This window comes from Deltaproteobacteria bacterium (genome assembly GCA_029858205.1).
Taxonomy (GTDB): domain Bacteria; phylum Desulfobacterota; class GWC2-55-46; order GWC2-55-46; family DRQE01; genus JAOUFM01.
This window is the reverse complement of sequence record JAOUFM010000005.1, coordinates 59,307-81,003: the sequence shown is the minus strand read 5'-3', so window position 1 is coordinate 81,003 and position 21,697 is coordinate 59,307. Positions and strand designations below refer to the sequence as shown.

Genomic DNA, 21,697 nt, shown 5'->3' with positions numbered 1-21,697 from the left:
TGCCGTGCCTTACAAGGGCCCTGGCAAAATAGGCGTTGGCCGCGTTCTTCTAGCCGGCGTATTGATAGCCGTCGCGGCAGTCCTTATTTCCGCCTCCTTTGGCTGCAAGCGCGTAAGCAGGGAAGAGGAAAAATTATTTTACGACGCAGAGCGCCATCTTGCCGCTTCGGATTATGCGACCGCAATCGAGAAGTTCTCGGTCTTTGTCGATAAGTACCCTGACAGCCAGCTTGCCGCAGCGAGCCAGTACAAGACAGGGTACATAAACTACAAGTTCCTCAAGAGGCCGAAAGATGCATTGAAGGCCTATGCCGTGCTCTTATACGTTTATCCGGACAGCTCTTATGTGATAAACGCAAGAGAGGACAGGGCCGCCATATTTTCCGATGGCGATAACCACAGGCAGGCGGTCGAGGAATACATATGGCTCGTCAAGGCCGGGCCCGAGTCCAATGCCGCAAGATACCGCTTCGAGCTTGCAAACGAGTACATGGGGGTCGGCGATTTCAAGCAGGCAAGAATCGAGCTCGACGACCTTCTTAAAAAACGCCCTTCGAGCGAATACACCGAACGGGCGCATTTCCTTATCGCAATGACGTACTTCATGGGAGGCGAGTACCTCGAGGCCGCGAATTCCTTCGATTACGTCATGAAGAAGTACGCCGGACAGCCCGTTGCCATGGAGGCAAAGCTCGAGAAGGCGTCTTCGCTCATAGCCGGCGGATACCTTGGCGAGGCGATGAAGCTTCTAAAGGAACTCGAAAAAGAGTACCCGAATAAGAGTATCGTGAGAATCAAGATGGTCGCAGTGGAGGAGAGGATGAAGAGCGAGATAATAGCCGTGCCTCTTCCAGAAGGCGGCAACACGCAGATGAAGCTTAGGGAGACGGACTGACAATGCGCGTTTCGGTCATAGGAGCCGGAAGCTGGGGCACGACGATTGCCGCGATGCTCGCTATTAAGGGCGTGGATACCACACTCTGGGCCTATGAGGACTGGCTTGCAAAGGAGATGCCCGAAGTTAGAGAGAATAAGACCTATCTTCCGGGTGTTAAGCTTCCCGAATCTCTAAAAATAACTAATTCGCTTAACGACGCGCTCTTGGGCGCAGGAATGGTCGTGTGCGTTGTGCCCACACAGGCCATAAGGAGCGTTTTCAAGGACGCAAAGGGGCTGATAGGCCCTGATGCTGTCGTTATAAACGCCTCAAAGGGGCTCGAGGCAAAGACCTTTCTTACTTGCCGTAGCGTGCTTCTTGAAACCCTTGGCAAAGAATTTGGCGACAGGCTCGGCGTGCTTTCCGGCCCGACATTCGCAAAGGAACTTTCAAAAGGTCTTCCTGCAGCAGCCTGCGTTGCAGCGCCAAGCCTTGATGCGGCAGAGGCCGCGCAGGATGTTTTCTCGACAAAGTACTTTAGAGTATATACGAACACAGACCCGGTGGGTGTCGAACTTGGAGGGACATTAAAGAATGTAATGGCGATAGCTTCCGGCATATCCGACGGCCTCGGGCTCGGGTTCAACTCAAGGAGCGCCCTCATTACAAGGGCCCTTGCAGAGATGACGAGGCTTGGCGTAAAGCTTGGCGCAAAGGCAGAGACCTTCTACGGGCTCTCCGGCATGGGAGACCTTGTGCTTACATGCACAGGGCCGCTCTCCAGGAACTATACCGTTGGTTTCGAGATAGGGCAGGGCAAGACCTTAAAGGAACTTATGGAAGGCAGAAAGACCGTTGCAGAGGGCGTTATGACCGCAGCCTCGGTTGTAGAGCTTTCGAGGCGCAGTAATATCGAGATGCCAATTGCCGAAGAGGTCTGTAAGGTATTAAACGAAGGTAAAAGCCCAAGGGACGCTGTCATGGCCCTTATGACAAGGGAGCTTAAAGGCGAGTAGGTGGAACGGGGATGGGGAGTTTTTCCGTCGTAATACCGGCCCTTGATGAAGAGGCAAACATAGAAAGGGCCGTAAGGTCGGCAGATGGAGCCGAAGTTATAGTTGCCGACGCTGGCAGCAGTGACGGCACGGTAAAAAAGGCCAAGGCCCTTGGCGCAAAGGTTATAAGCGCTAAAAAAGGCCGCGGCGCCCAGATGGATGAAGGCGCAAAGGTGGCAACCGGCGATGTGCTTATCTTTCTTCATGCGGACGCAAGGCTGCCGGGTGGCTGGGCCAAAGATGTAAGCAGCGCGATCGAGAGAGGGTTTCAGGCAGGCATGTTCTCTCTTGGCATAGATGCAAAAGGGTTTTCGTACAGGCTGATAGAATTTGGCGCGAACCTTCGGGCAAGGGCCCTTAAAATTGCCTACGGAGACCAGGCACTTTTCGTAACAAGGCAGGCCTTTACCGACGCAGGCGGCTTTAATGGGCTTCCGATTATGGAAGACCTGGAACTCATTAAGAGGTTGAAGAAAGCCAAAACGCTGTGTATACTCAAGGAGGCGGTCACTGTGTCGCCAAGAAGGTGGCAAAGGGACGGCGTATTAAAGAGGACGCTTCGGAATTGGGGCCTGTTTATAGATTATTTCTTTCGCCGCGACGCAGCGGCCCTGTATAAGAGGTATTATTCGTGACCGTTTTTAACGGAAAACCTTTAAAAAGGAGAAGGTATTATGCAGCTGAAAAAATCCGTTGATGAGCTTAAAGATTCCGTAAAGGCCGCGCTTACGGTAGACGCAGGCGGCAAGGCTACAATTACCGATGAAAAGAAATTATGCTTTGAGGCAATCGACATACTTGCCTACAACGCGGCAATTAATAAAGACAAGGCCGTGGCAGCAGAGGCAAAGCGCATTATAAGGGCCGCTGCAAAGGCATTCGGCTCCCCCTCCGCCTCCATTCAGGGGCTATACGAGGCAATGGGCAGGGGTGATTGCAAGGATTTTACCGTTCCCGCGATAAACATACGCGGCCTTACATACGACACATCGAGGGCCGTGTTTCGCGCGGCAAAGAAGAACGACTCGACAACCGTGCTCTTCGAGATAGCAAAGAGCGAGATAAGCTACACAGACCAGAGGCCAGAGGAGTACGCGGCATGCGTGCTTGCAGCTGCCATAAAGGAAGGCTACAAGGCCCCCGTGTTCATACAGGGCGACCACTTCCAGATAAACGCAAAGAAGTACGGGGAAGATAAGAAGGCTGAGATAGACGGCCTTAAAAAGCTCATTGCCGAGGCGCTTGAGGCCGAGTTCTATAACATCGACATAGACGCCTCCACTATCGTGGATCTAAGCAAGCCAAGCGTTACCGAGCAGCAGAGGCCGAACTTCGAGAACACGGCAGAGCTTACGGCCTTCATAAGAAATAAGGAAAAGGAAAAGGGGCTGTCCGTTGTCTCGATTGGGGGCGAAATCGGCGAGGTCGGCGGAAAGAACTCGACAGAGGAAGAGCTCAGAGCTTTCATGGACGGCTACAAGGCAGCGCTCGATAAAAAGTTCATTGGCATAAGCAAGATAAGCGTGCAGACCGGCACTTCGCACGGCGGAGTGGTTCTCCCCGACGGCAGCATAGCCAAGGTGAAGGTCGACTTCGACACAATAGAAAAGCTTTCCAGGGTATCGAGGGAGGTCTACGGGCTCTCGGGTGTTGTGCAGCACGGCGCGTCCACTCTCCCGGATGATGCCTTCCATATATTCAGGGAAAAGGCTGCTGCCGAGGTGCACCTTGCCACCGGGTTCCAGAACCTTACCTACGACAGCGCGTCGTTTCCAAAGGCGCTAAAAGAAGAGATATACGAGCATCTTAGGAAGGTGCACTCTGACGAGAAAAAGGCGGGGGAAACGGACGAGCAGTTCATATACAAGACCAGGAAAAAGGGGTTCGGGCCGTTCAAGGAAAAGATGTGGATGCTCCCGAGGCCGACAATCGACGCTATCGGTAAAGAGCTCGAGGACCGCTTTGATCTGATATTTAAAAAGCTCAATGCCGTAAACACCTCCGCTCACGTAAAGAAGTACGTAAAATAGGGCTTCGGGGCTGGAAATGCAGGCCCCTGTTGTGTTACCATAAAATATTGAGTTCTTTCGAAAGGAGCAATACTTAAATGATATCGGCAACACAGTTAAGGGTGGGTATGACCATCATGTTCAACGGAGCGCCTCACAAGGTGCTAAGCGTCCAGCACGTGACGCCTGGTAACTGGAGGGGCATGGTGCAAACCAAGCTCAGGAACCTGATTACAGGTTCGGGAGCGGAGAACCGCTTCGGGTCGGATGATAAGGTGGAGAAGGCCGTGCTTGAAGAGCACGAGATGGAGTACTTATACGAGAGCGGCGGAGAGTATACCTTCATGAACACCGCCAATTACGAGCAAATGCCGATTAGCTCGGAAGATCTTGGCGACACTGTGTACTTCCTCATCCCGAACGTCAAGTTCGCTGTCGAGTTCTACGACGGCAAGCCCGTCTCGGTGAAGCCGCCAAAGGTTGTGGAGCTTAAGATTGTCGACACGCCGCCAAACATGAAGGGCGCTACGGCTTCGAGCTCCTATAAGCCGGCGAAGCTCGAAACCGGGCTTACGGTAGGAGTGCCTCCGTTCATCGAGACCGGCGAGGTCATACGCATAGACACAGAGGAACTTAAGTACATCGAGCGGGCCAGGTAAACGGGCGTTTTTCAAAACGCCTGTTGGCCGGGTTTTTTCTCTACCTTTTATGGACATCGAGGCCAGGCTAAAGTCGCTTCCAAAGACCCCGGGCGTCTATCTCATGAAGGGCGCCTCGGGAAAGATTCTCTACATCGGCAAGGCAAAGGATCTAAAGAGCCGCGTAAGGTCGTATTTTAGAGGAAGCGCTGACGACGGACGCTACGCGAGCCGTTTTCTTGCCTCGAAAACCGAGGACATCGACTGCATCATCACAACCACGGAGAAAGAGGCCCTCATACTCGAGGACACTCTTTTAAAGAAGCACAAACCCCCGTACAACATACGCCTTAAGGACGATAAGACCTACGTAAGCATACGTCTTACGGTTGAGGAGCCGTTTCCGAGAATCGAGATAACGAGGCGGACAGCGGACGACAAGTCGCGCTACTTTGGCCCCTATGCCTCTGCCTCGCAGGCAAGGGAGACGCTAAAATTCCTTCGCCGCATATTTCCGCTTTGCGTGTGTTCTCTCCATGAGTTTCGTAACCGCACAAGGCCGTGCCTCGACTACCAGCTTGGTCTTTGCGCCTCCCCTGCAACAGGGCTTATATCCGAGGGCAAATACAGAGAAATCGTGGACGGCGCAATAATGTTTCTCGAGGGCAGGAACTTGGAACTTGTAAGGGAGCTTAAAAAGAACATGCTTGCTGCATCCGAGGCAAAAAGGTACGAGGACGCGGCTGTTATAAGGGACAGGATTGGCGCCATAGAGGCCTCTCTCGAAGAGCAGAAGGTAGTTAGCGAAGGATGCGAGGACGAAGACTACTTCGCGCTCGAGCGGGAGGACGGCGCGCTCTCCATAGCGGTGCTAAATGTCAGGCAGGGCCGCCTCATCTCCAAGCGAGGCTTTAACTTCAAGGACACGGGTGTCGAGGATTCGGAAATCATGGCCTCGTTTCTCTCGCAGTTTTACAGAAGAAGCGAGAACAATATTCCGGCATTTGTTTTTCTCTCCGTTGATGCGGATGGCCCTGATGTGATGGAAGAATGGCTCTCGGAGCTTGGCGGAAAGAGGGTGGAGATAAGAAGGCCCGAGCGCGGCGGCAAGAAGCGGCTCATGGACATGGCGCTTTTAAACGCAAAGGAAGCGCTCATAAAGGCTGCGCTTACGGCAGAGAACGCAGCGCTTATCGAGATAGGAAAGAAGCTCAATACTTCGCGAACCCCTGTGACAATCGAGGCCTTCGATATATCCAATATCGGCGGCGAGAGCGCGGTAGGCGCAATGGTGCGCTTTAAAAACGGCGTGCCGGAGAAAAAGCATTACCGCCTCTATAAAATTAAAGGCGTGGACGGCCCTGACGATTACGCCATGATGCGTGAAGTCATGGAGCGAAGGTACTTAAATACCAATGACGTGCCTGTGCCGGATCTAATCCTCGTTGACGGCGGAAAGGGGCAGCTTGCCGTTGCCCTGAAGGTCGCCTCCGAGCTTAAGATGGAAGGCGCGGCAATTGCTTCCCTTGCAAAGGACAGGGAAGGCGCGCTGCCGCCGCGTCCGGGCAAGAAGGTTTCAAAGGGCGAGAGGGTGTTTATTGCAGGCGTAAAGGACCCTGTTGTTTTGAAAGAGGGCTCCAAGGGGGATTTGCTGCTCCGCCGCGTGCGCGACGAGGTGCACCGCTTTGCAGTGTCGTATCACAGGAAGCTTAGGGGTAAAAAATCCGTCCGGTCGGTCTTGGATGATATTCCAGGCATCGGCCCTGCCAAGAAAAAGCTGATATTCGAAAAATTCGTTGACCTTGACGGCTTAAGGGCTGCAAGTATCGATGATATAGCCGCGCTTTCGGGGATAACTCCGGAAACCGCGCGGCTCATAAAAGAGGCTACCTCGAAGAAGGAATCGTAAGGGCGCCGATTTTCGGATGCGGCGCTGCGTGTTGTGAGTATGGAGGCTTATGCGTCCGTTGGTGCCCATAGCCGTTTCTTTTATAACAGGTCTCGCGCTTGAGGCCTGGCTTGGGCTTTCGGTTGCAGCTTCCGTAGCGCTGTTTGTAATCGCGTTCATTGTTTTTGTTGCACTTGCTTTTTTATCTCGTAAGAATCCCTTGTCTCCGCCAATAAGAACCCCGCTATATCCCTCTATTGCCTTGTTCTTCTCGCTAGGGCTTTTGTTTGCCTCTTCGCTTGTGAACGAAAGAACCGGCGCTTCGATTGCCTTTATAAGAGAAGCTGCCCAAAGCAGGGCCTTTGTGGATATCGAAGGCGTGATTGCGGAAAAATACGAAACAAGAAAAGACGGCAGGACGCGTTTTGTCATAGACGTGCGCTCCATGGGGTATGGGCAAGGGGATATGAAGGGCGCAGAGGCAAAGATAAGTCTTTCCTACGACGGAGACTCAGGCAGTATTTCAAGGGGCGATATCGTTGCCTTCTCTTCGAGGCTTACTCTTCCTAGGAACTTTAAGACCCCCGGCGGTTTTGATTACGAATGGTGGAGCAGGAGAAACGGCATAGACGCCTCGGCGTGGACGCGGGGCCCTGGTTTAAGGAAGATAGAGGACATGCGAAGCCCGTTTGCCGCGCTTGATAGTTTCAGAACCAAGAGAGCGGCGTTTATAGATACGCTTGGCCTTGAAAATGCCGGCATCATAAAGGCCCTTACCATAGGCGAGAGGGCAGGTGTGCCCTCTGACGTTGAACGTGCCTTCAGGGACACGGGAACAACGCACATACTCTCCATCTCAGGGCTGCATGTGGGGCTTGTGGCGGCCGCGTCTTATTTTATATTTCTCTGGCTGCTTAAGCGTAGCCGCCGCCTGATGCTCGAGTATAATGTCGTTAAGCTCGCGCTCCTTCTCTCCATATTCCCTGTGCTTTTCTACGGCGCTGTGTCCGGGTTTTCCGTTCCATCCGAAAGGGCGGTCATAATGGCTGTTGCAGCGCTCGTGGCAGCTGGCATAGGGCGTTTTCGCGATATTTACTCTGCAGCGGCCCTTGCGGCGCTCGTAATCCTTGTTTTTACTCCCGGAGCGCTCTGGGACACTTCATTTCAGCTTTCTTTTGCGGCTGTTATTGCGCTCATAGTCTTTGTGCCGCGCATTATGAGGCCGTCGTACGAGAAGGCAGCGGAGAGCGGCTATACGCTCAAATCCCGCGTTGTGCTATACGCAAAGGGCATGTGCGTTGTTTCAATTGTAGCGTGGATTGCAACGCTTCCTATTATATCCGCGGTGTTCCACAGTTTTACGCCAATATCCGTGCCAGCGAACCTCGTTATAGTGCCGCTTGCCGGGATGCTTGCGGTGCCGCTCTCGCTTCTTGGCGTATTCTTTTCATTACTATATTCCCCGTTGGCAGCGGTGTTCTTTCACAGCGCAGATATCCTGCTTACGTTGTCCGTGCGGCTCGCGGATTTTCTCTCCTCCATCCCGTACTCCAATATGCGGGTAACAGGGATGTCCGGAGTCGAGATTGTTTTGTATTATTGTCTTCTTGCGGCGGTTGTGTTTGTAACTGACAGAAGAAGGCTCGCGTACTATTTTGCCGCAATTGCCGCTGTATTCGTATTCGCGGTTGTTTACAGGCACTATGCTTATGTATGGCCAAAGGATTTTACCATGACCGTATTGGACGTTGGCCAGGGCGAGAGCATACTGCTCGAGTTCCAGGATAGAGGGAGCGGAGTAAAGACCATGCTCATAGACGCGGGCGGTGCGTACGTATCGTCGGGGTTTGACGCCGGGGAGAGGATCGTTGCGCCGTATCTATGGTCAAGGGGCATAAAAAAGCTCGATTACCTCGTGCTCACGCATCCGCAGCAGGACCACATGGGAGGCATGGGGTTTATTGCCGAAAACTTCGCTCCATCAGAGTTCTGGTGGAGCGGCCCTGGCAGGCTGGATACTTTGCTGGAAAACGAGCTTGGCAAAAGACATGTTCCGGTAAGCGTTAAAAACGCCGCTTCTGAGCCGGTATACATAAACGGGACGCGTCTTGAGTTTATTTCTCCAGAGCCCGGATATTCGGGTAAGGACGTAAACAGCGCCTCGCTTGTCTTCAGGGTGAACGTTAATGATGTGTCCTTTCTTTTCACAGGCGATATACCTGCAAAGACAGAGGCCGCGCTTCTTAAAAAGAACATAAAGGCCGATGTGCTCAAAATCGCTCACCACGGAAGCAGGAACTCGTCTTCAGAGGTGTTTTTGAATGCAGTTGCTCCGCGCTTTGCCGCCATATCAGCAGGGTATAATAATGCCTTTTCATTTCCTGCCGAGGAAACGATTGAAAGCCTCAAAAAACGCGGTATAAAAATCCTGAGAACGGATATTGACGGTGCCTTTGCCGTAGTAGTGGACGGTAAAGCCGTAAGGGCAGCGGGTTTGACCAATGCGCCAAGATAGGGTATAATTTCAATATGAGCGCGTATCAGCGTAAAATGCGGCTTATTGCAGTTTTCTTTGGCGCGGCGTTATTTGTATCAGGCGCTTGCGATGCGCTTGCAATCGACGGCGCTTGCGAGAGGCAGGATATCAAGGACCAGGAGCCGCAACTTGTTGCGTCCAATGGAGAGACCCTCTACGGCGGCGAAACCATCGAGGAGTGGAAAAAGAAGTTCGCCGTAAAAAATGCTGAACGCGCGGAATTGAAGTTCGAGTGGAATATCAAAAGATTATACGTCGATGTTTATGAGCGCGGATGGGTAATGCGCTATATGTGTTCCGAGAGCATAAGAACCGGTAAGCTTGTAGCCCCGCCAGAGCATATGCGCAGTATCGATATAAAGACCGTCAAGGAAGGCCGGCTTTATACGGACGAGGAAATAGCCGCATACGATGTTTTCAAAAAAGATGTGGAAAGAATCGAGAAGCGTTTGGAGGAGCTCGATAAGGAGATATCCAAGATCGAGCGCGATGCTAAATACTACGGCGTGCCGTTTGAGGCATGGAGATAGAAAGGGCGGTTTTATGACCGGCACAGGAAGGATTTTTGCCGTATTTGCTTTTTGCGTTTTTTTTGTTTTTGCAGGGGCCGGGTACGCAGCCGCGGACCTGTATTACTGGACCGATAAGGACGGTAAGCTTCACGTAACGACCAATAAGGACGAGGTTCCGGAGGCGTTCAAGGAAAAGGCAACGCACGTAGAGTCCAAGCCGTCTGCCCCGCCCCCGCCGGCCTTCAAGCCGTCGTACACCCCGCCTGCGACTGCTTCGTCGCAGCCAGGGGTCGAAACCTACGGAGATAAAACCGCATACGAGTGGAAGACCTTGTTTGACGGGAAAAATGAGCGGTTGAGGAACTCAAAAGACGAACTCTCCGGCAAGAAACAGTATATAGAGGTCTTCGAGAGGGGCCGCCGTTTTGGTCAGACGTACGAGGATAATGAAATAAAGGCGTACGAGGCATTTAAAAAGGACATCCCTGATATCGAAAAAAGAATAAGGGACGTAGAGGAAGAGTTAAAGGATTTGAAAAGGGACGCAAGGTACTACGGCGTGCCAAAGGAAATAGTCGGCGATTAACCGCGTTATTTCCTTATCGCCGTTATCTGCACCTCTGTGCAGATAACGGGCAGTGCGGCCCCGAGCCTTCTGTTGAACCTGTACCAGCCCTCAAAGTCCTCAAGCTTCGAGAGTATCCCGCCCGATATTACGCGCACCCCGTGGCACGAGAGCACCGAAAAACTTCCGTTGTCCTTCAAGAGCCTTAAGATGGAAAACGAGCTAAAGGTCTGCACGTGGGAGTGTTTCTTGTTAAGTAGCGCCGTTGTGAGCGCAACGTAGAGGCGCCTTACATATGTTATCGGAGGCGGGAATGTCGGCACGCCGATTATCGCGAGCCCGCCTTTTTTGAGTACGCGCGATATCTCTCTTAGCGCGGCTGCCGGGTCGACAAGGTGCTCTAGCACCTGCTCGCATATCACGATGTCGAACTCCGAGTCCTTAAACGGCGCGCCTTTTTCGATGTCCCCCTTGTAGAGAGTCCATCTTTTCGGCGAGTAAACCGTCGAGAGCCTGTCCGGGTCGAGGTCAAGGCCGCTAAAGTCGATATTTTTGTCCGCGCCTTCGCCCTCGATAAATCTTAAGGAGCGGCCGCTTCCGAGCCCTATATCCAGTAGTCTCAGGGCTCCGGGATGTTCGTTTACGTACGAGGCAACCGTTTCGGCAAGCGATTTATAGCGCGCAAGGCGCAGCCTGAAGAGCCTGTTCGAGGGCTCTACGCCAAAGGCCATTTTAAGGTTTGCTGTGCCAATCGGATTTGCGGCGTGTTTTGTCATTTTGCGGAGTTACGATATCTGTTCGAGGTCTTTTTTTCTGAAAAACACAACGCCGTCGTCGTTTGCGCCGAGCAGTATTTTTCCGCTCTTTCCGTCGTCCTGCACGAAGGTGACTGCAAAGGCCCGCTCCGCCTCGCCGGCTCCGGCAATGACCTTTATGTTCTCATCGGTCACTTCCTTGCACGCCGAGACCTTGTATATTTTATTTGCTGTAACGAGCATCGTCGGCGGCGCTTCGTCGAGCAGCATAAAGGCGGCTATGTCTTCTGCGCGGATGCCGCGCTGCCTCGGCTCTGGGCCGGAAAGGCCGTCTTCCCCGTCCTCATCTTCGGCGTATTCGTCGAACCACTTGTTGTCCTCGTAGTAGACGGTGAACGGATAGGAACCTTCCGAGAGAGGGGCTTCGTTGTCGTAGAGGTGCACATGCTCGCCTTCCATCTTGGACCTCGAGAGGTTTAGAAACACCCGGGCCATGTAGAGAAGGCCTTCTTTATTGCCGACGAACTCCGGGCCGTACTCGTTAGAATGCGTAAGGTAGATGCGTTCCTTGCCGGTTGGCTCGATGTTTTCCTCCATGGCCCCGGTCATTACGCGCGTTTGCTTGAATTCTTCGGCAGCAGCTGCGATGAACGGGTTTATGTCGAGTATGTCAAGGGTGCTTTTCTTGGCGTAGTCGATGCACTTGATGTAGGCCTTTCGCCGCCCGAGCTCGTTTGTCGTGTCTATGCCAAAGGTCTGCTCGCGGATTATGCGCTTGTAGTCCTCCTCGGTAAGCGGTTTGTCGTGCGTGTGGCGGCTGTTTAACAGGGACGCCACGCGCGAGGGCGAAAAAAAGGCCAGCAGTTTTTTAAGTTCTTTTATCATGTGGTTGAGTTATTATAGCAAAAAAGGCCGGGGCAAGGTAAAGATATTTTACGCGCCTTCCATCTGAGAAAGAAGCGTTTCAAGGCGCTTGTTCTGCTTTTCGAGTTCCGATTGCAGAGAGGCGATTTCCTTATATACTTCGTTTATGCGTAGGGCGCTTCCGCCAAGGGTCGTCAGTTTCAGCGCCTCTTCGTTTTTCTCCCGCAGTGTTTCTTCGTTCTTTATTATTTCTTCTTCAAGGGCCGTATATTCTTTTTTAACGGCCTTGAGTTTCTTTTCTTTTTCCTTGTCCGCTTCCGGGCTGCTTTCCTTTTGCGTCTTCTTTGCCGCCTTCTTGCCAGCCTTCGCTAGATCCATTTCCTCTTCCCAGCCTATGGAGTCGAGGAACTCCTCGTACGTGCCGGGGTAGAACTCCGCCGTGCCCTTGTGGAAGATGATGAGCTTGTTGGCAAGCTCTCTTAGCATCTCCTCGTTGTGCGTGACGAGGATGACAGCGCCGGCAAAATCCTTTATCTCTTCTATCATTATCTCGATTGAGTCCATGTCCAGGTGGTTAGAGGGCTCGTCTAGCATAAGAAGGTTCGTCGGGTGCGCGAGAATTTTCCCAAGAAGCACCCTGCTCTGCTCGCCTCCTGAGAGTACCGAGATTTTCTTATCGGCCTGGTCGCCAGAAAACATCATGGCCCCGCATATCGCCCTTACGTTCGCGGTCATGAGCTCCGGGTTTGCCTCGGCGATTTCCTCGGCAACGGTGTTGTCGGGGTTTAAGTCCTTTCTGTTCGTCTGCTGGTAGTAGCCTATGGCAACGGACGGATGCGTCCTGACGAAGCCGTGCGTGGGGTTCGTCTCGCCGGAGAGGGCGTTTAGAAGAGTGGTTTTACCTTTACCGTTCTTTCCGATTACAGCGAGCCTGTCGCCCGGTTGAAGGTCGAATGTGATATTGCTAAAGAGATTGTCCTCAGCTTTGCCTGTATATGAGAAGGCGAGGTCTTTTACCTGCATGCAGGTCTTGGCCGGCATGGAAAGGTAATGGAAGGAAAAGCCCATCTGGTACTCCGGCTCTATCTCGTCGAATATTGCCAGCTTTGCTATCTGCTTCATCTTCGATTGCGCCTGAGTGGCCTTCGATGCCTTTGCCTTGAATCTGTCTACGAAGCTCTGGAGCTCTTTTATTTTCTTTTCCTGCTTTATGCGCGTTTTTTCGTGCACCTCGTCGTCCACGGCAAGCTGCGAGTAGTACTTCTCGGTCTGCCCCTGGATTTTCAGGAGCCGGCCCCTTCGGATGCCCATTGTGTGGGTCGAGACAGAGTCCATGAAGTCTCTGTCGTGCGTGATGATGATTGCCTCGCCGCGAAAGCTCCTTAGGAAGCGGCGCATCCATCTAAGGCTCACAATGTCCAAGTAGTTCGTCGGCTCGTCGAGTAAAAGCATGTCCGGGTTCTGAAGGAGCGTCTTGGTGAGGTTTATGCGGAGCTGATAGCCTCCGGAAAATGTATCCGGAGCCTTATCCATGTCCGATTCGCTAAAGCCCAGGCCAAAGAGTATCTTCTCGGCCTTATAGTAGTCGTACTGCTCGTCAGCGCTAAGCACTTGGCAGCATTCTTCGAGAAGCGTGGGCTTGGTGAAGTGTATGTGCTGGTCAAGGTACCCGAGCCGGTAGTTCTTGGGTATCATCAGTGTGCCGGAGTCGTAGCTCTCCAGCCCCATGAGTATTTCTAGCAGGGTGGACTTCCCCGCGCCGTTTCTGCCGACGAGGCCGATTCTCTCGCCCCTTCCGACAGAGAAGGACACGTCCTCGAACAGTGTTTTTGCGCCGTAGGCTTTGGATAGGTTGCTTACCTGAATCATAACCAGCAATTCTAACACATACTATACGGGTTTGACAAGGGAATCCGTGGGCAGGGGTGACCCCTGCACCCAAATGTAAAAGATTGTCATTCCCGCTCTCTTTTGGGCTGGAATCCAGTGTCTTGCCTTTGTCATTCCTGCAAAAGCAGGAATCCACTTTTAAAAATATTTGCCCCTGCGGGGCGGCTTTTGGGTATGGGGCGTGCGGCAGGCGTGATGCCTGCCGACGGATGTTCCTTTTCTATATTAGAGTGGGATGCGGTCGCTTCGTCTGGCGGCAGACTTGCTGTTTTTTAAATGTTGAAAAAACACTGGTTAGACAGTGCGGGAAAAAAGAGCTACAACCCGCGTAGCTTTCTGCCAAACTCCGAATCCGGCGATATTACGCGCGGGCTGCCGCAGCGCGAGCAAAACCTGCCGCCCGATATCATCCTCCTCCATATCGAATAGGCAAGCCCGGGCACGATGAAGAGTATCCAGAGGATTATCTCAACAGACGTCTTTCCGCGAAGCTCTCTGTGAGGTTTACCGCAAAAGCTGCAGTCTATGCATATCAGTTCCCTCGCCATGCAGGTCAGTCTCCTTTTATTAGAGTTTAGCATCTAAGGCCTGCTTTGGCAACAAGGCAGGCGGTATTGCCTTCTAAGCCAGGCATGGTATAATGGCGCAATCAATCGCAGGAACTTTTATTTTGCCGGACAAAATACATCGGGAGGTGTGTTTATGGCGCTGCTTGGAAGATTGATTGCGGGTCTCTTTGCTATTGCCGTAGTTATTGTTTTTACATCGTCCGAGTCATTTGCCGGACCGCATGCTATGGGGAGCGCGTTAGAAGGCGCCGCCGAATTGTCGGGGTTTACGTTTACGGTTACGCGGCATGTTGACAGAAAACATGATGTGTCCGCAAATGGCGTTGATTTTAATATGACAGTTGTTATTTTAAATGCGGGTATCGGGTATCGTAAGTGGGGTGAGGATGCTGTTGGGTGGAAGGGGCATGATATTGAAAAAGAACTTACCTGGTATCTGGGTTTGGGGCTCGGCGGCCTGTTTCAGACGCAGCTCGGGCTGTCCAATACTGGTACGAGCGTGCGCCTCAGGTCCAATATCGTGCTTAGCGAGAAAGCTCCGTTTTACGGCAGGCGCAGAGACGGATTGAAGCACGTGCCGTGGATAACGCTTGCGCCGATGATCGAGTTTTCGCCAGGGTCGCACCACCGGAATACCGTGTATGGCATAGGGGTGGGAGTGTCGTTTTAAGGAAGCCTGCGATTCGGAATGGAAACCTGCGATTTTGCCGTGATGCTTCGTTGCACGGAAATTTTCGATCCTCGACGTATATTCCATATACGCCTGCGGTCAAAAATTTCGTGCGCCTCGCCTGACGGTTAAACTTGCAGGTTTGTGTGGGTTGGGGGCTTGGCGGCGATTTTACGGCAGGCATGACGCCTGCCACCGCATCTAAAAACCGTTATTCCCGCCCCGTATTGAGTACGGGGTAAACTCCGGCGGGAATCCTGCGGCTTTATCGGCGGATTCTACACTCCCTGCGCTTCTTGGTTTTGCGGCTGACAATATATGTATAGTTTCTTTTGATTGCGTTCTTTTCTATGTCGTTTAACAATTCTTCTATCGTGCTGCGTTGTTCGATTAACGTGGTTTTCTTGTCAAGCCAGACTGCCTGAAACGTGAACTCGTGGGATTTGTCGTACAATAATTTTACGGACGCTGCCAGGCCTGGCAGTATTTCCGGTTGGAGTTCCCATGTCGGGTTGCTCCACGAAGACCCTTTTTTCAGCAAAGAACAGGCACACCAACCAGTTACAAAATGAAGTTGATCCGAGATGTTGCATACAGACAAGCCCGAAATTTGCGCCAGCTGTTTTTTCTCTATACTGCTGTTTGTCGTGGTTACATATACCGCCAGACACATAAGATGCGCACCTTAACCGGCGAAATTTATGTTCCTCTTTTGCGGCGCATGAGGGTTAGCTTGCCTATGTCGGTGGTAAACCCCCACTTTTCGTAGAACTCGAACATCTCGGGCTTGCAAAAGAGGTCGAGGCTTTCGAGGTTCTTTAGTTTTTCGTGACCGATTATCTCATCCACGATGAGCTTGCCGATGTTTTTACCCCTGTAGCTTTTCTCAACGATGACATCGTATATTGTCGCCCTGTACACGTAATCCGTAAGCACGCGCGCAAAGCCGATGAGGCCGCTTTCGCCGTCCTTTACGCCGATGATTATATCCGTATTCTTGAGCATCCTGGCGACATCGGCCCTTGTCCTGTGTTTGCACCAGTACTCGTTTGAATAGAGCGCTACGAGTTTGTCAATGTCGGCTTCGGTCAGGGTGTGTACGATGTCCATGTTTGGATATTTCCTTGGTATATGCGGCTTGAGGGGGATTTTAGCATCTGGGGGCGGGTTTGGCAAGGATTGGCGTATGGAGGCCGTTGATTTTTGCGGTAATGGAAACCTGCGATTTTGCCGTGATGCTTCGTGCGCCGCGCCTAACCGCTAAACTTGCAGGTTTGTGGTGGGGTGTGCCTGTCTTCCGCGTGATTAGATATTTTTTAATTCTTTGATGCCTGTTTGTCGCCAGAGATAGATATCTAAATCAACGCGCTTACATCCTACCTTCTCGGCTACTTTGGTGGCTGCTTCCTGATACTTGTCGCTTACTTTACGTTCAAGTTTTTTAATGGTTGTCCACTTTGGGAGGGTATTTCTCATGGAAGTTTCCCGAAGTCCATTGGCTACATGACTGTCGAGTGGCACTTCAAGCCAAGGATGAATGAGATGAATAGCAAAGTGCGAACATAAAAACCGGTTGTAAACACAGTCCCTTAGGAAAATATTTACAGCTTTTCTGGCTGTCCCCCAGTTGCGTGCCCCTTTTGGCAGTGCTTTGGATAGGGCAATAGTAGTGTGGTCAAGCGCTTTGGAAAACTTTTGCTTTGAAGTAACGGAGAAGGATTTTAGGTTGAGTTCAGAGAGAAAAGTCCGCGTGGCCTTGGCGACCCCCGGCGCCCCCTGATTTCTAAGTGTGGAGCTTCCGATGGATAGTTGGGCTGTTCTGTGTTGTAGGTATTTTATTGTTTTTGAGTTCATGTCCTTTGTGTTAAGTTAGCTTGTATGGCGGGCATTGTCCACCCTACAGCCCCATCATGTCCTTTGCGATTTTTCTGCCGTAGTAGAGCCCTACGCCCGAGCCTATGCCGCTCAACACAACCGCGCCCCAGATGCCAAGCGTTTTCTCTCCGGCCCACCAGCCGATGCCGCCTACTATGGTTGCGCTAAGAAGGCTGATAAATCCTCTCAAGAAAAACTCTCCTCTCAAAACACCAAAGGCCGACATTTGTCGGCCTTTGCTTAAACTTGGTGGAGGCGGCGGGAATTGAACCCGCGTCCGAGAACGCTTCGACCGGGGCATCTACATACTTAGCCTTTGTTTTAATCTCGCCTCCAAGGCCCCCAGAGGCAGGGTCCTAAGAAGCCAGTCCAATTGAGTCTCGCCGTTAGTTCCTAAGGACTTAGCACCAACAGCCATCCCGCATTTTTACGTCCTTAAACAGCCGCGGGAGAGCGGCATAAGGACGTCTAGCCTTAGGCGGCTAGAGCGTAGTTGTCGTTGTTCGCGACTATTGTTGTCTGCCTTTTTTACGAGGTAGCAGACCTCGGTATGCTTCCTTCGGCCTCAGAACGACCCGTCGAAACCAGTCGCCCCCATTTAAATATTATATCACATGAGTCAAGGGGATTGCGGAAAAAATATCAAGTTGTATTTATCTGTAAATATATTTTTCAAGCAAAGCTACTTTTCGGAATATATTTTTACGTTAAACCCCAATGATTTCAGGGCCTTGCTTGTTCTGCCATTTCTTGGAGGAAATTTATCAGGTAGTGCCCACCCAGTAATTTCTCCTAAGCAACTGAGTCCTAAATGAGGTATCTTAAAGGAGGAGTCATTAATTGCGGTCCAAAGCCTTTCTGGCAAACGGTCAGAGTTTCCGCCATGTAAAACATAATAAATTACGTCTAGTGGGGTTTTGTTGTCTTCTGAATGTTGTTTATAAAGCCATCTGGCAAACAGTTCTATACGATATTCCTTTTCTGTAACAGCACTTTCTGCTATGCCGAGAGTTCTATTGCTAACCCTAGTGGCATGATTTCTTATAGCATGCACTCGGGCACATACGTTGCAAAAGTCGTCTTCTGACAAATTCAATAGATTAACTTTGTCTGTTTTCTCTGATAGAAAAGGCGCCCATTCTCGAATCATAATATCTTCTTCATCAGGCGCTTCTGTTAATTTTTGCCACCAACAAAGAGCTCGCCCTAAGGCTGCTTCTGGGTTCGCGTTATGTTTATTGTAAAACTGTTCGTGCATAGATCTGTTTCCATCAAAAACGTTGTTATAGTAATATGCATGTAAGAACTGATCGACTTGCACGCCTTTAGGTGTTGTTTTCGGCACCCAAGACGGTCTATAAGTATCTAATGAAACTTTTTCGGCTATATTTCTTGTAATTTGCAACGTTTCGTACCACTCTTTTAAAAACAACTTTTTTTGACTGTCTATGCTCTCTTCTGGAGAGCGAGAAATTAAAAATCCCTCCTTTTTAATCGGCCCATGTTGCCAGAAGTTATTATCTTCCTGCTGTTTTTCTTTGCTTTCAAAAGATGATAACTTGTTTTTGTGGTTTGCAAGATGGTCAAAAGCTTCCCTTGTGAGGGGATGGGAATTGCTGTCTAGTCGCAAAAAGAAGTCCTCTAAGGTTGGCAAGAGATTATTACTTATAATTTCTTTGTGAGTTAAGAAAAGGCCAGACTCGATATTGGCTTCCCATCCGTTTTTTGTTAGGTTTGCAGACCCAATGTATACACCATAGTCGGCATACCATATTACTTTAGAATGAAAATTTTGAACTAGTTTACATGTGAAATTTGAGGATCCTTCGGTTAGAAATTTTTCTAATATTTTCAATGAAACAGGAACCGTGTTGTCGTATCTGCACCAGAATGTTAAAGGAATTTTATTTGATAGGCAAAAACTGAGGAGCTGCGTATTGTCACTGGCATAGGCTACAGCAATTTTAACCCACGGAGTGTTTGTGGGAGGGAGATTTATATATTTGCCATTTAAAGCATTAGCTATAAAGTCCATAGTTAGATTGGATTGGATGTATCTATTATAGTATAAAGTTACATTAGGGGTAATAAAATTATTTTGCGACCTTTGTTGCCTTTGCTATCTCCCTTGACACGTCTCGTTCCTTGAGGGTTTCTCTCTTATCGTAGAGTTTTTTGCCTTTTGCGAGCCCGAGTTCCACCTTGACCTTGCCGTTCTTGAAATATATGCGTGTTGCAACGAGCGTAAAGCCCTTTTCCGCAATCTTGCCAATCATGCGGCGTATCTGGTCTTTTTTTAAAAGCAGCTTTCTTGTCCTGTCCGGGTCAGGCCGCGTGAACACGTCGGACTGGTTGTAGGGAGAGATATGCGCGCCAATGAGGAACATCTCGCCGTCCTTTACGCGCGCGTATGAGTCGCGAAGGTTTGCCTGGCCCTGGCGAAGGGATTTTACCTCCGCGCCCACAAGGCACACGCCTGCCTCGATTGTTTCCTCGATAAAATAATCGTGGAAGGCCTTTTTATTCTGGCACACGGTCTTGTAAACTGGCTTGTCGTCTGTCTTTGGCGCGGTTGTTTTCTTTTCCGGTTTTTGCTTTTTCATGCTCTATTCTATCCTGATTATGCGAGCCGTGTCGTTTGTTGCGCCCGCTTTCTTCGAGTACGCGGATACGGCGAAGTATGCCGCGATCATTACGATAAAACCGAGTACTGCCGATGCCGCGTCAGCGTTCATGTCCGGGAAAAGGCTTGGAGTAGCTATTTGCGCCACCACGACTCCGATGATAAACCCGATAAGCGGCACAAGGTACACAAGCACTCCCGCCCGTATCACCGCACCCTCTGGCATGGTGAAGACGACCCTGTCGCCTGCCTTTGCGCCTGCCTCGTTAATTGCCTCGATTTCCATCTCCTCGTCGCTAACGCTTAGGCACGTGTCCTTTGAGGTGCATCCGTCGCAGGACTTCGTCCTCTTTGCCCGTAGCACGGCAAGGCCGTTTTCCCTTATGGATGCAACTGTAGCGCGCTCCTCTATCATCCATAGATAGTATCAGAAGATGCCGTCTGTTTGCAAGGAAGCACGGCGCAAATATGGATATTGACGCTTTGGCGGTATATGGTAAACTGTACGCAAATCATATTCGGCTGGAGTTTGATGTTTTCGCACATGGCGTCAGAGAACGATAAGGAAGTAAGGGCGAAGAAGGCGGCAGCGCGCCCGGTAACCGCGCGTAGCGTTGCATTTAACGTGCTCCTTCGGGTCGAGAGCGCGGATTCGTACGCGGATGTGCTGCTTTCGAGGGAAGCAGCCGGGCTCTCTACGCGCGACGCGGCCTTTGCAACGGAGCTTGTCTACGGCACGCTTAGATGGCTCATTAAGATAGACTGGATAATAGACGCCTTCTCCAAGATAAAGACACAAAAGCTCGAGCACGACGCGCTGACTGCATTGAGGCTTGGCGTGTATCAGCTCTTTTTCCTCGGCGGTGTTGCATCGCACGCTGCTGTGGGCGAGAGTGTCGAGCTGCTTGGCGGAGCAAATGACAAGAAAAGAGGCTTTGTGAACGCTGTACTAAGGGCAGCGGACGCTTCGAAAAATTCCGTCAACTTCCCGGTCTTATCGAAAGGGCCGGTAAAATACATCTCGATAGTTTTTTCCCACCCGGAGTGGCTAGTTGAGCGCTGGATTGCCAATTACGGAGTAAAGGACGCGCTCGAAATGTGCCAGGCCAATCTTAGGGTGCCTCCGACTGTTGCAAGGGTAAATACCATCTATAAGGACAGGGCCGGGCTAATCGAGGAGCTTGGCAGCGCCGGCATAGTGGCCAGGCCGACAGAGTACTCGCCGCTTGGCATAGAAGTGCTGGAAAAGACCTGGGCAAGGCTCGATACGGATGATAAAAGGTTTTATTTTCAGGACGAGGCCTCGCAGCTAGTAGCGCTGCTTGTTGCACCCAAACCGGGCGAGATAATCTGTGATGCGTGCGCAGCCCCGGGAGGCAAGGCAACGGAAATGGCCGAGATGATGAAGGATGAGGGCGCAGTGTTCGCGCTCGACAAGAACCCGTCGAGGTTAAAGACAGTTGAAAAGCTGGCCAAAAGGTTCTCTCTAAAGAGCATAAGAACAGTCGTTGCCGACGCAGTAAGCTTTGCCTTTCAGCCCTCTCTTTTGCCGGGTAAAGACGCAGAGCTTCCGGAGTTCTTCGATGCCGTGCTCGTTGATGCGCCGTGCACGGGGCTTGGCGTAATACGCCGCACACCCGAGATAAAGTACAGAAAGACCGAGGCCGATATAAAAAGAATGGCAACGGAGCAGGTCAGGATTCTAAGGAACATGGCAAAGCTCGTGAGGCCCGGAGGACGCATCGTGTACTCGGTGTGCTCGATAGAGCCAGAGGAAACAATCGAGGTCGCGAAGGCGTTCCTTGCTGAGAACCCGGAGTATGCGGCCGAGAACGCGGCGGCCTTTTTGCCTGCCTCTGCCTCAGGGCTTATTACGGACGAAGGATTTGTAAAGACCCTGCCGCATCTGCATAATACCGACGGCTTCTTTGCCGCCAGGTTTTCAAGGAAGGCCGGGTAGGGCCGCGGTTTCCGGCCAGGAACCGAGGTCTTTTAAAAACACTTGCCTCACAAGCCCGCCATATATTAAAATATACAACTTAAAAAACGGAGGTAGGAATATAAAATGGACGTTCAAGAGGCCGAAGGGCTGCTTAAGATACAGGTCGACAGGTTAAAGAAGATGCCTTATACGAGGCTTACCGGGTACATGGGCGGCGCTGCCAGTGCTCTTAGTTACGAGGGCAGAGGGGCTTCCGGCATGGAGTACGACTTCGAGGTCGAGAGCATGTGGGAAGAGGAAGAGGGCGGCGACATAAGGGTGCAGATAGTAATCTTCGAGAAGACCATGGATTGCTATACGCCCATATCCTATGCCTTTATAATGAACAAGGACGGCGCGATTGTGAAGGAAGGGTTCGTAGGATAGGGG

23 protein-coding genes and 1 other RNA gene are annotated in these 21,697 nt (G+C 51.3%); 12 read left to right on the top strand and 12 right to left on the bottom strand.

All coding sequences use genetic code 11. The features are described 5' to 3' along the window. Window positions 1-4 precede the first annotated feature (4 nt). The 9 genes from OEV59_05615 (at window position 5) to OEV59_05575 (ending at window position 10,101) form a co-directional block, all read left to right on the top strand. Window positions 5-895, top strand: a complete 891-nt coding sequence (locus OEV59_05615) for a tetratricopeptide repeat protein (protein ID MDH4227212.1) — start codon at window positions 5-7, stop codon at window positions 893-895. Then, entirely contained in the window at window positions 892-1,893 is a 1,002-nt protein-coding gene (locus tag OEV59_05610) for an NAD(P)-dependent glycerol-3-phosphate dehydrogenase (protein ID MDH4227211.1), read from the top strand. Before OEV59_05615 ends, OEV59_05610 begins: the two co-directional genes overlap by 4 nt. Window positions 1,894-1,904: 11 nt before the next feature. Continuing rightward, window positions 1,905-2,567 carry a TIGR04283 family arsenosugar biosynthesis glycosyltransferase gene (locus tag OEV59_05605; protein MDH4227210.1) on the top strand — a complete coding sequence of 221 codons (663 nt, stop codon included), beginning with the start codon at window positions 1,905-1,907 and terminating at the stop codon, window positions 2,565-2,567. Window positions 2,568-2,606: 39 nt separating this feature from the next. Continuing rightward, a complete protein-coding gene (locus OEV59_05600; GenBank protein MDH4227209.1) occupies window positions 2,607-3,962 on the top strand; it encodes a class II fructose-bisphosphate aldolase in 1,356 nt (451 codons plus the stop codon). A 77-nt stretch (window positions 3,963-4,039) separates the two neighbouring features. Beyond that, entirely contained in the window at window positions 4,040-4,600 is a 561-nt protein-coding gene (gene efp / locus OEV59_05595) for an elongation factor P (GenBank protein MDH4227208.1), read from the top strand. Between the two features lie 49 nt (window positions 4,601-4,649). Then, window positions 4,650-6,488: an excinuclease ABC subunit UvrC gene (uvrC, locus tag OEV59_05590; protein ID MDH4227207.1), complete on the top strand. Its 1,839-nt coding sequence runs from the start codon at window positions 4,650-4,652 to the stop codon at window positions 6,486-6,488. A 49-nt stretch (window positions 6,489-6,537) separates the two neighbouring features. After that, window positions 6,538-8,982 (top strand): DNA internalization-related competence protein ComEC/Rec2, encoded by a 2,445-nt coding sequence (locus OEV59_05585; GenBank protein ID MDH4227206.1) that lies wholly within the window; start codon window positions 6,538-6,540, stop codon window positions 8,980-8,982. A 14-nt stretch (window positions 8,983-8,996) separates the two neighbouring features. Then, window positions 8,997-9,533, top strand: a complete 537-nt coding sequence (locus OEV59_05580) for a hypothetical protein (protein ID MDH4227205.1) — start codon at window positions 8,997-8,999, stop codon at window positions 9,531-9,533. Between the two features lie 13 nt (window positions 9,534-9,546). Next, window positions 9,547-10,101 (top strand): DUF4124 domain-containing protein, encoded by a 555-nt coding sequence (locus OEV59_05575; GenBank protein MDH4227204.1) that lies wholly within the window; start codon window positions 9,547-9,549, stop codon window positions 10,099-10,101. Window positions 10,102-10,106: 5 nt separating this feature from the next. On the opposite strand, the gene OEV59_05570 is transcribed toward OEV59_05575, so the two are convergent. The 4 genes from OEV59_05570 to OEV59_05555 form a co-directional block, all read right to left on the bottom strand. Further along, on the bottom strand, window positions 10,107-10,856 hold the full coding sequence (locus OEV59_05570) for a class I SAM-dependent methyltransferase (GenBank protein MDH4227203.1): 750 nt from the start codon (window positions 10,854-10,856) through the stop codon (window positions 10,107-10,109). A gap of 9 nt (window positions 10,857-10,865) precedes the next feature. Continuing rightward, on the bottom strand, window positions 10,866-11,720 hold the full coding sequence (locus OEV59_05565; GenBank protein ID MDH4227202.1) for a hypothetical protein: 855 nt from the start codon (window positions 11,718-11,720) through the stop codon (window positions 10,866-10,868). Between the two features lie 48 nt (window positions 11,721-11,768). After that, window positions 11,769-13,568, bottom strand: a complete 1,800-nt coding sequence (locus tag OEV59_05560; protein ID MDH4227201.1) for an ATP-binding cassette domain-containing protein — start codon at window positions 13,566-13,568, stop codon at window positions 11,769-11,771. Between the two features lie 338 nt (window positions 13,569-13,906). Beyond that, complete coding sequence (locus OEV59_05555; GenBank protein ID MDH4227200.1) at window positions 13,907-14,137, bottom strand: hypothetical protein; 231 nt, start codon at window positions 14,135-14,137, stop codon at window positions 13,907-13,909. 154 nt (window positions 14,138-14,291) lie between these two features. Between OEV59_05555 and OEV59_05550 the strand changes: the two genes are divergently transcribed. Beyond that, window positions 14,292-14,828: a hypothetical protein gene (locus tag OEV59_05550; protein ID MDH4227199.1), complete on the top strand. Its 537-nt coding sequence runs from the start codon at window positions 14,292-14,294 to the stop codon at window positions 14,826-14,828. A gap of 265 nt (window positions 14,829-15,093) precedes the next feature. Here OEV59_05550 and OEV59_05545 read toward each other — a convergent pair whose 3' ends face one another. The 8 genes from OEV59_05545 to OEV59_05510 form a co-directional block, all read right to left on the bottom strand. Beyond that, window positions 15,094-15,369 carry a hypothetical protein gene (locus OEV59_05545; protein MDH4227198.1) on the bottom strand — a complete coding sequence of 92 codons (276 nt, stop codon included), beginning with the start codon at window positions 15,367-15,369 and terminating at the stop codon, window positions 15,094-15,096. Window positions 15,370-15,527: 158 nt separating this feature from the next. Further along, window positions 15,528-15,938, bottom strand: a complete 411-nt coding sequence (locus OEV59_05540; protein MDH4227197.1) for a GNAT family N-acetyltransferase — start codon at window positions 15,936-15,938, stop codon at window positions 15,528-15,530. Between the two features lie 195 nt (window positions 15,939-16,133). Next, window positions 16,134-16,682, bottom strand: a complete 549-nt coding sequence (locus OEV59_05535) for a hypothetical protein (GenBank protein ID MDH4227196.1) — start codon at window positions 16,680-16,682, stop codon at window positions 16,134-16,136. Between the two features lie 43 nt (window positions 16,683-16,725). Continuing rightward, window positions 16,726-16,893 carry a hypothetical protein gene (locus tag OEV59_05530; protein ID MDH4227195.1) on the bottom strand — a complete coding sequence of 56 codons (168 nt, stop codon included), beginning with the start codon at window positions 16,891-16,893 and terminating at the stop codon, window positions 16,726-16,728. A gap of 57 nt (window positions 16,894-16,950) precedes the next feature. Further along, window positions 16,951-17,299: a transfer-messenger RNA gene (gene ssrA / locus OEV59_05525) on the bottom strand. A gap of 86 nt (window positions 17,300-17,385) precedes the next feature. After that, window positions 17,386-18,738, bottom strand: coding sequence for a phospholipase D family protein (locus tag OEV59_05520; GenBank protein ID MDH4227194.1), 1,353 nt, complete (start codon window positions 18,736-18,738; stop codon window positions 17,386-17,388). Between the two features lie 58 nt (window positions 18,739-18,796). Continuing rightward, a complete protein-coding gene (gene smpB / locus OEV59_05515) occupies window positions 18,797-19,306 on the bottom strand; it encodes an SsrA-binding protein SmpB (GenBank protein MDH4227193.1) in 510 nt (169 codons plus the stop codon). A 3-nt stretch (window positions 19,307-19,309) separates the two neighbouring features. Further along, the gene (locus OEV59_05510) at window positions 19,310-19,741 is read right to left on the bottom strand and encodes a SoxR reducing system RseC family protein (protein MDH4227192.1); all 432 of its coding nucleotides are present in this window, start codon (window positions 19,739-19,741) and stop codon (window positions 19,310-19,312) included. Between the two features lie 129 nt (window positions 19,742-19,870). On the opposite strand from OEV59_05510, the gene rsmB reads away from it, so the two are divergent. Further along, the gene (gene rsmB, locus OEV59_05505) at window positions 19,871-21,286 is read left to right on the top strand and encodes a 16S rRNA (cytosine(967)-C(5))-methyltransferase RsmB (protein MDH4227191.1); all 1,416 of its coding nucleotides are present in this window, start codon (window positions 19,871-19,873) and stop codon (window positions 21,284-21,286) included. A 105-nt stretch (window positions 21,287-21,391) separates the two neighbouring features. After that, window positions 21,392-21,694 carry a hypothetical protein gene (locus OEV59_05500; protein MDH4227190.1) on the top strand — a complete coding sequence of 101 codons (303 nt, stop codon included), beginning with the start codon at window positions 21,392-21,394 and terminating at the stop codon, window positions 21,692-21,694. The last annotated feature ends 3 nt before the right edge of the window (window positions 21,695-21,697 follow it).

Coding starts and splice junctions, on each gene's coding strand:
- OEV59_05600 (MDH4227209.1), top strand. CDS start 2,607: ATGCAGCTGAAAAAATCCGTTGATGAGCTTAAAGATTCCGTAAAGGCC.
- OEV59_05605 (MDH4227210.1), top strand. CDS start 1,905: ATGGGGAGTTTTTCCGTCGTAATACCGGCCCTTGATGAAGAGGCAAAC.
- OEV59_05570 (MDH4227203.1), bottom strand. CDS start 10,856: ATGACAAAACACGCCGCAAATCCGATTGGCACAGCAAACCTTAAAATG.
- OEV59_05520 (MDH4227194.1), bottom strand. CDS start 18,738: ATGGACTTTATAGCTAATGCTTTAAATGGCAAATATATAAATCTCCCT.
- OEV59_05540 (MDH4227197.1), bottom strand. CDS start 15,938: ATGGACATCGTACACACCCTGACCGAAGCCGACATTGACAAACTCGTA.
- OEV59_05555 (MDH4227200.1), bottom strand. CDS start 14,137: ATGGCGAGGGAACTGATATGCATAGACTGCAGCTTTTGCGGTAAACCT.
- uvrC (MDH4227207.1), top strand. CDS start 4,650: ATGGACATCGAGGCCAGGCTAAAGTCGCTTCCAAAGACCCCGGGCGTC.
- OEV59_05535 (MDH4227196.1), bottom strand. CDS start 16,682: ATGAACTCAAAAACAATAAAATACCTACAACACAGAACAGCCCAACTA.
- OEV59_05510 (MDH4227192.1), bottom strand. CDS start 19,741: ATGATAGAGGAGCGCGCTACAGTTGCATCCATAAGGGAAAACGGCCTT.
- OEV59_05580 (MDH4227205.1), top strand. CDS start 8,997: ATGAGCGCGTATCAGCGTAAAATGCGGCTTATTGCAGTTTTCTTTGGC.
- OEV59_05575 (MDH4227204.1), top strand. CDS start 9,547: ATGACCGGCACAGGAAGGATTTTTGCCGTATTTGCTTTTTGCGTTTTT.
- OEV59_05585 (MDH4227206.1), top strand. CDS start 6,538: ATGCGTCCGTTGGTGCCCATAGCCGTTTCTTTTATAACAGGTCTCGCG.
- smpB (MDH4227193.1), bottom strand. CDS start 19,306: ATGAAAAAGCAAAAACCGGAAAAGAAAACAACCGCGCCAAAGACAGAC.
- OEV59_05560 (MDH4227201.1), bottom strand. CDS start 13,568: ATGATTCAGGTAAGCAACCTATCCAAAGCCTACGGCGCAAAAACACTG.
- OEV59_05565 (MDH4227202.1), bottom strand. CDS start 11,720: ATGATAAAAGAACTTAAAAAACTGCTGGCCTTTTTTTCGCCCTCGCGC.
- efp (MDH4227208.1), top strand. CDS start 4,040: ATGATATCGGCAACACAGTTAAGGGTGGGTATGACCATCATGTTCAAC.
- OEV59_05500 (MDH4227190.1), top strand. CDS start 21,392: ATGGACGTTCAAGAGGCCGAAGGGCTGCTTAAGATACAGGTCGACAGG.
- OEV59_05550 (MDH4227199.1), top strand. CDS start 14,292: ATGGCGCTGCTTGGAAGATTGATTGCGGGTCTCTTTGCTATTGCCGTA.
- rsmB (MDH4227191.1), top strand. CDS start 19,871: ATGGCGTCAGAGAACGATAAGGAAGTAAGGGCGAAGAAGGCGGCAGCG.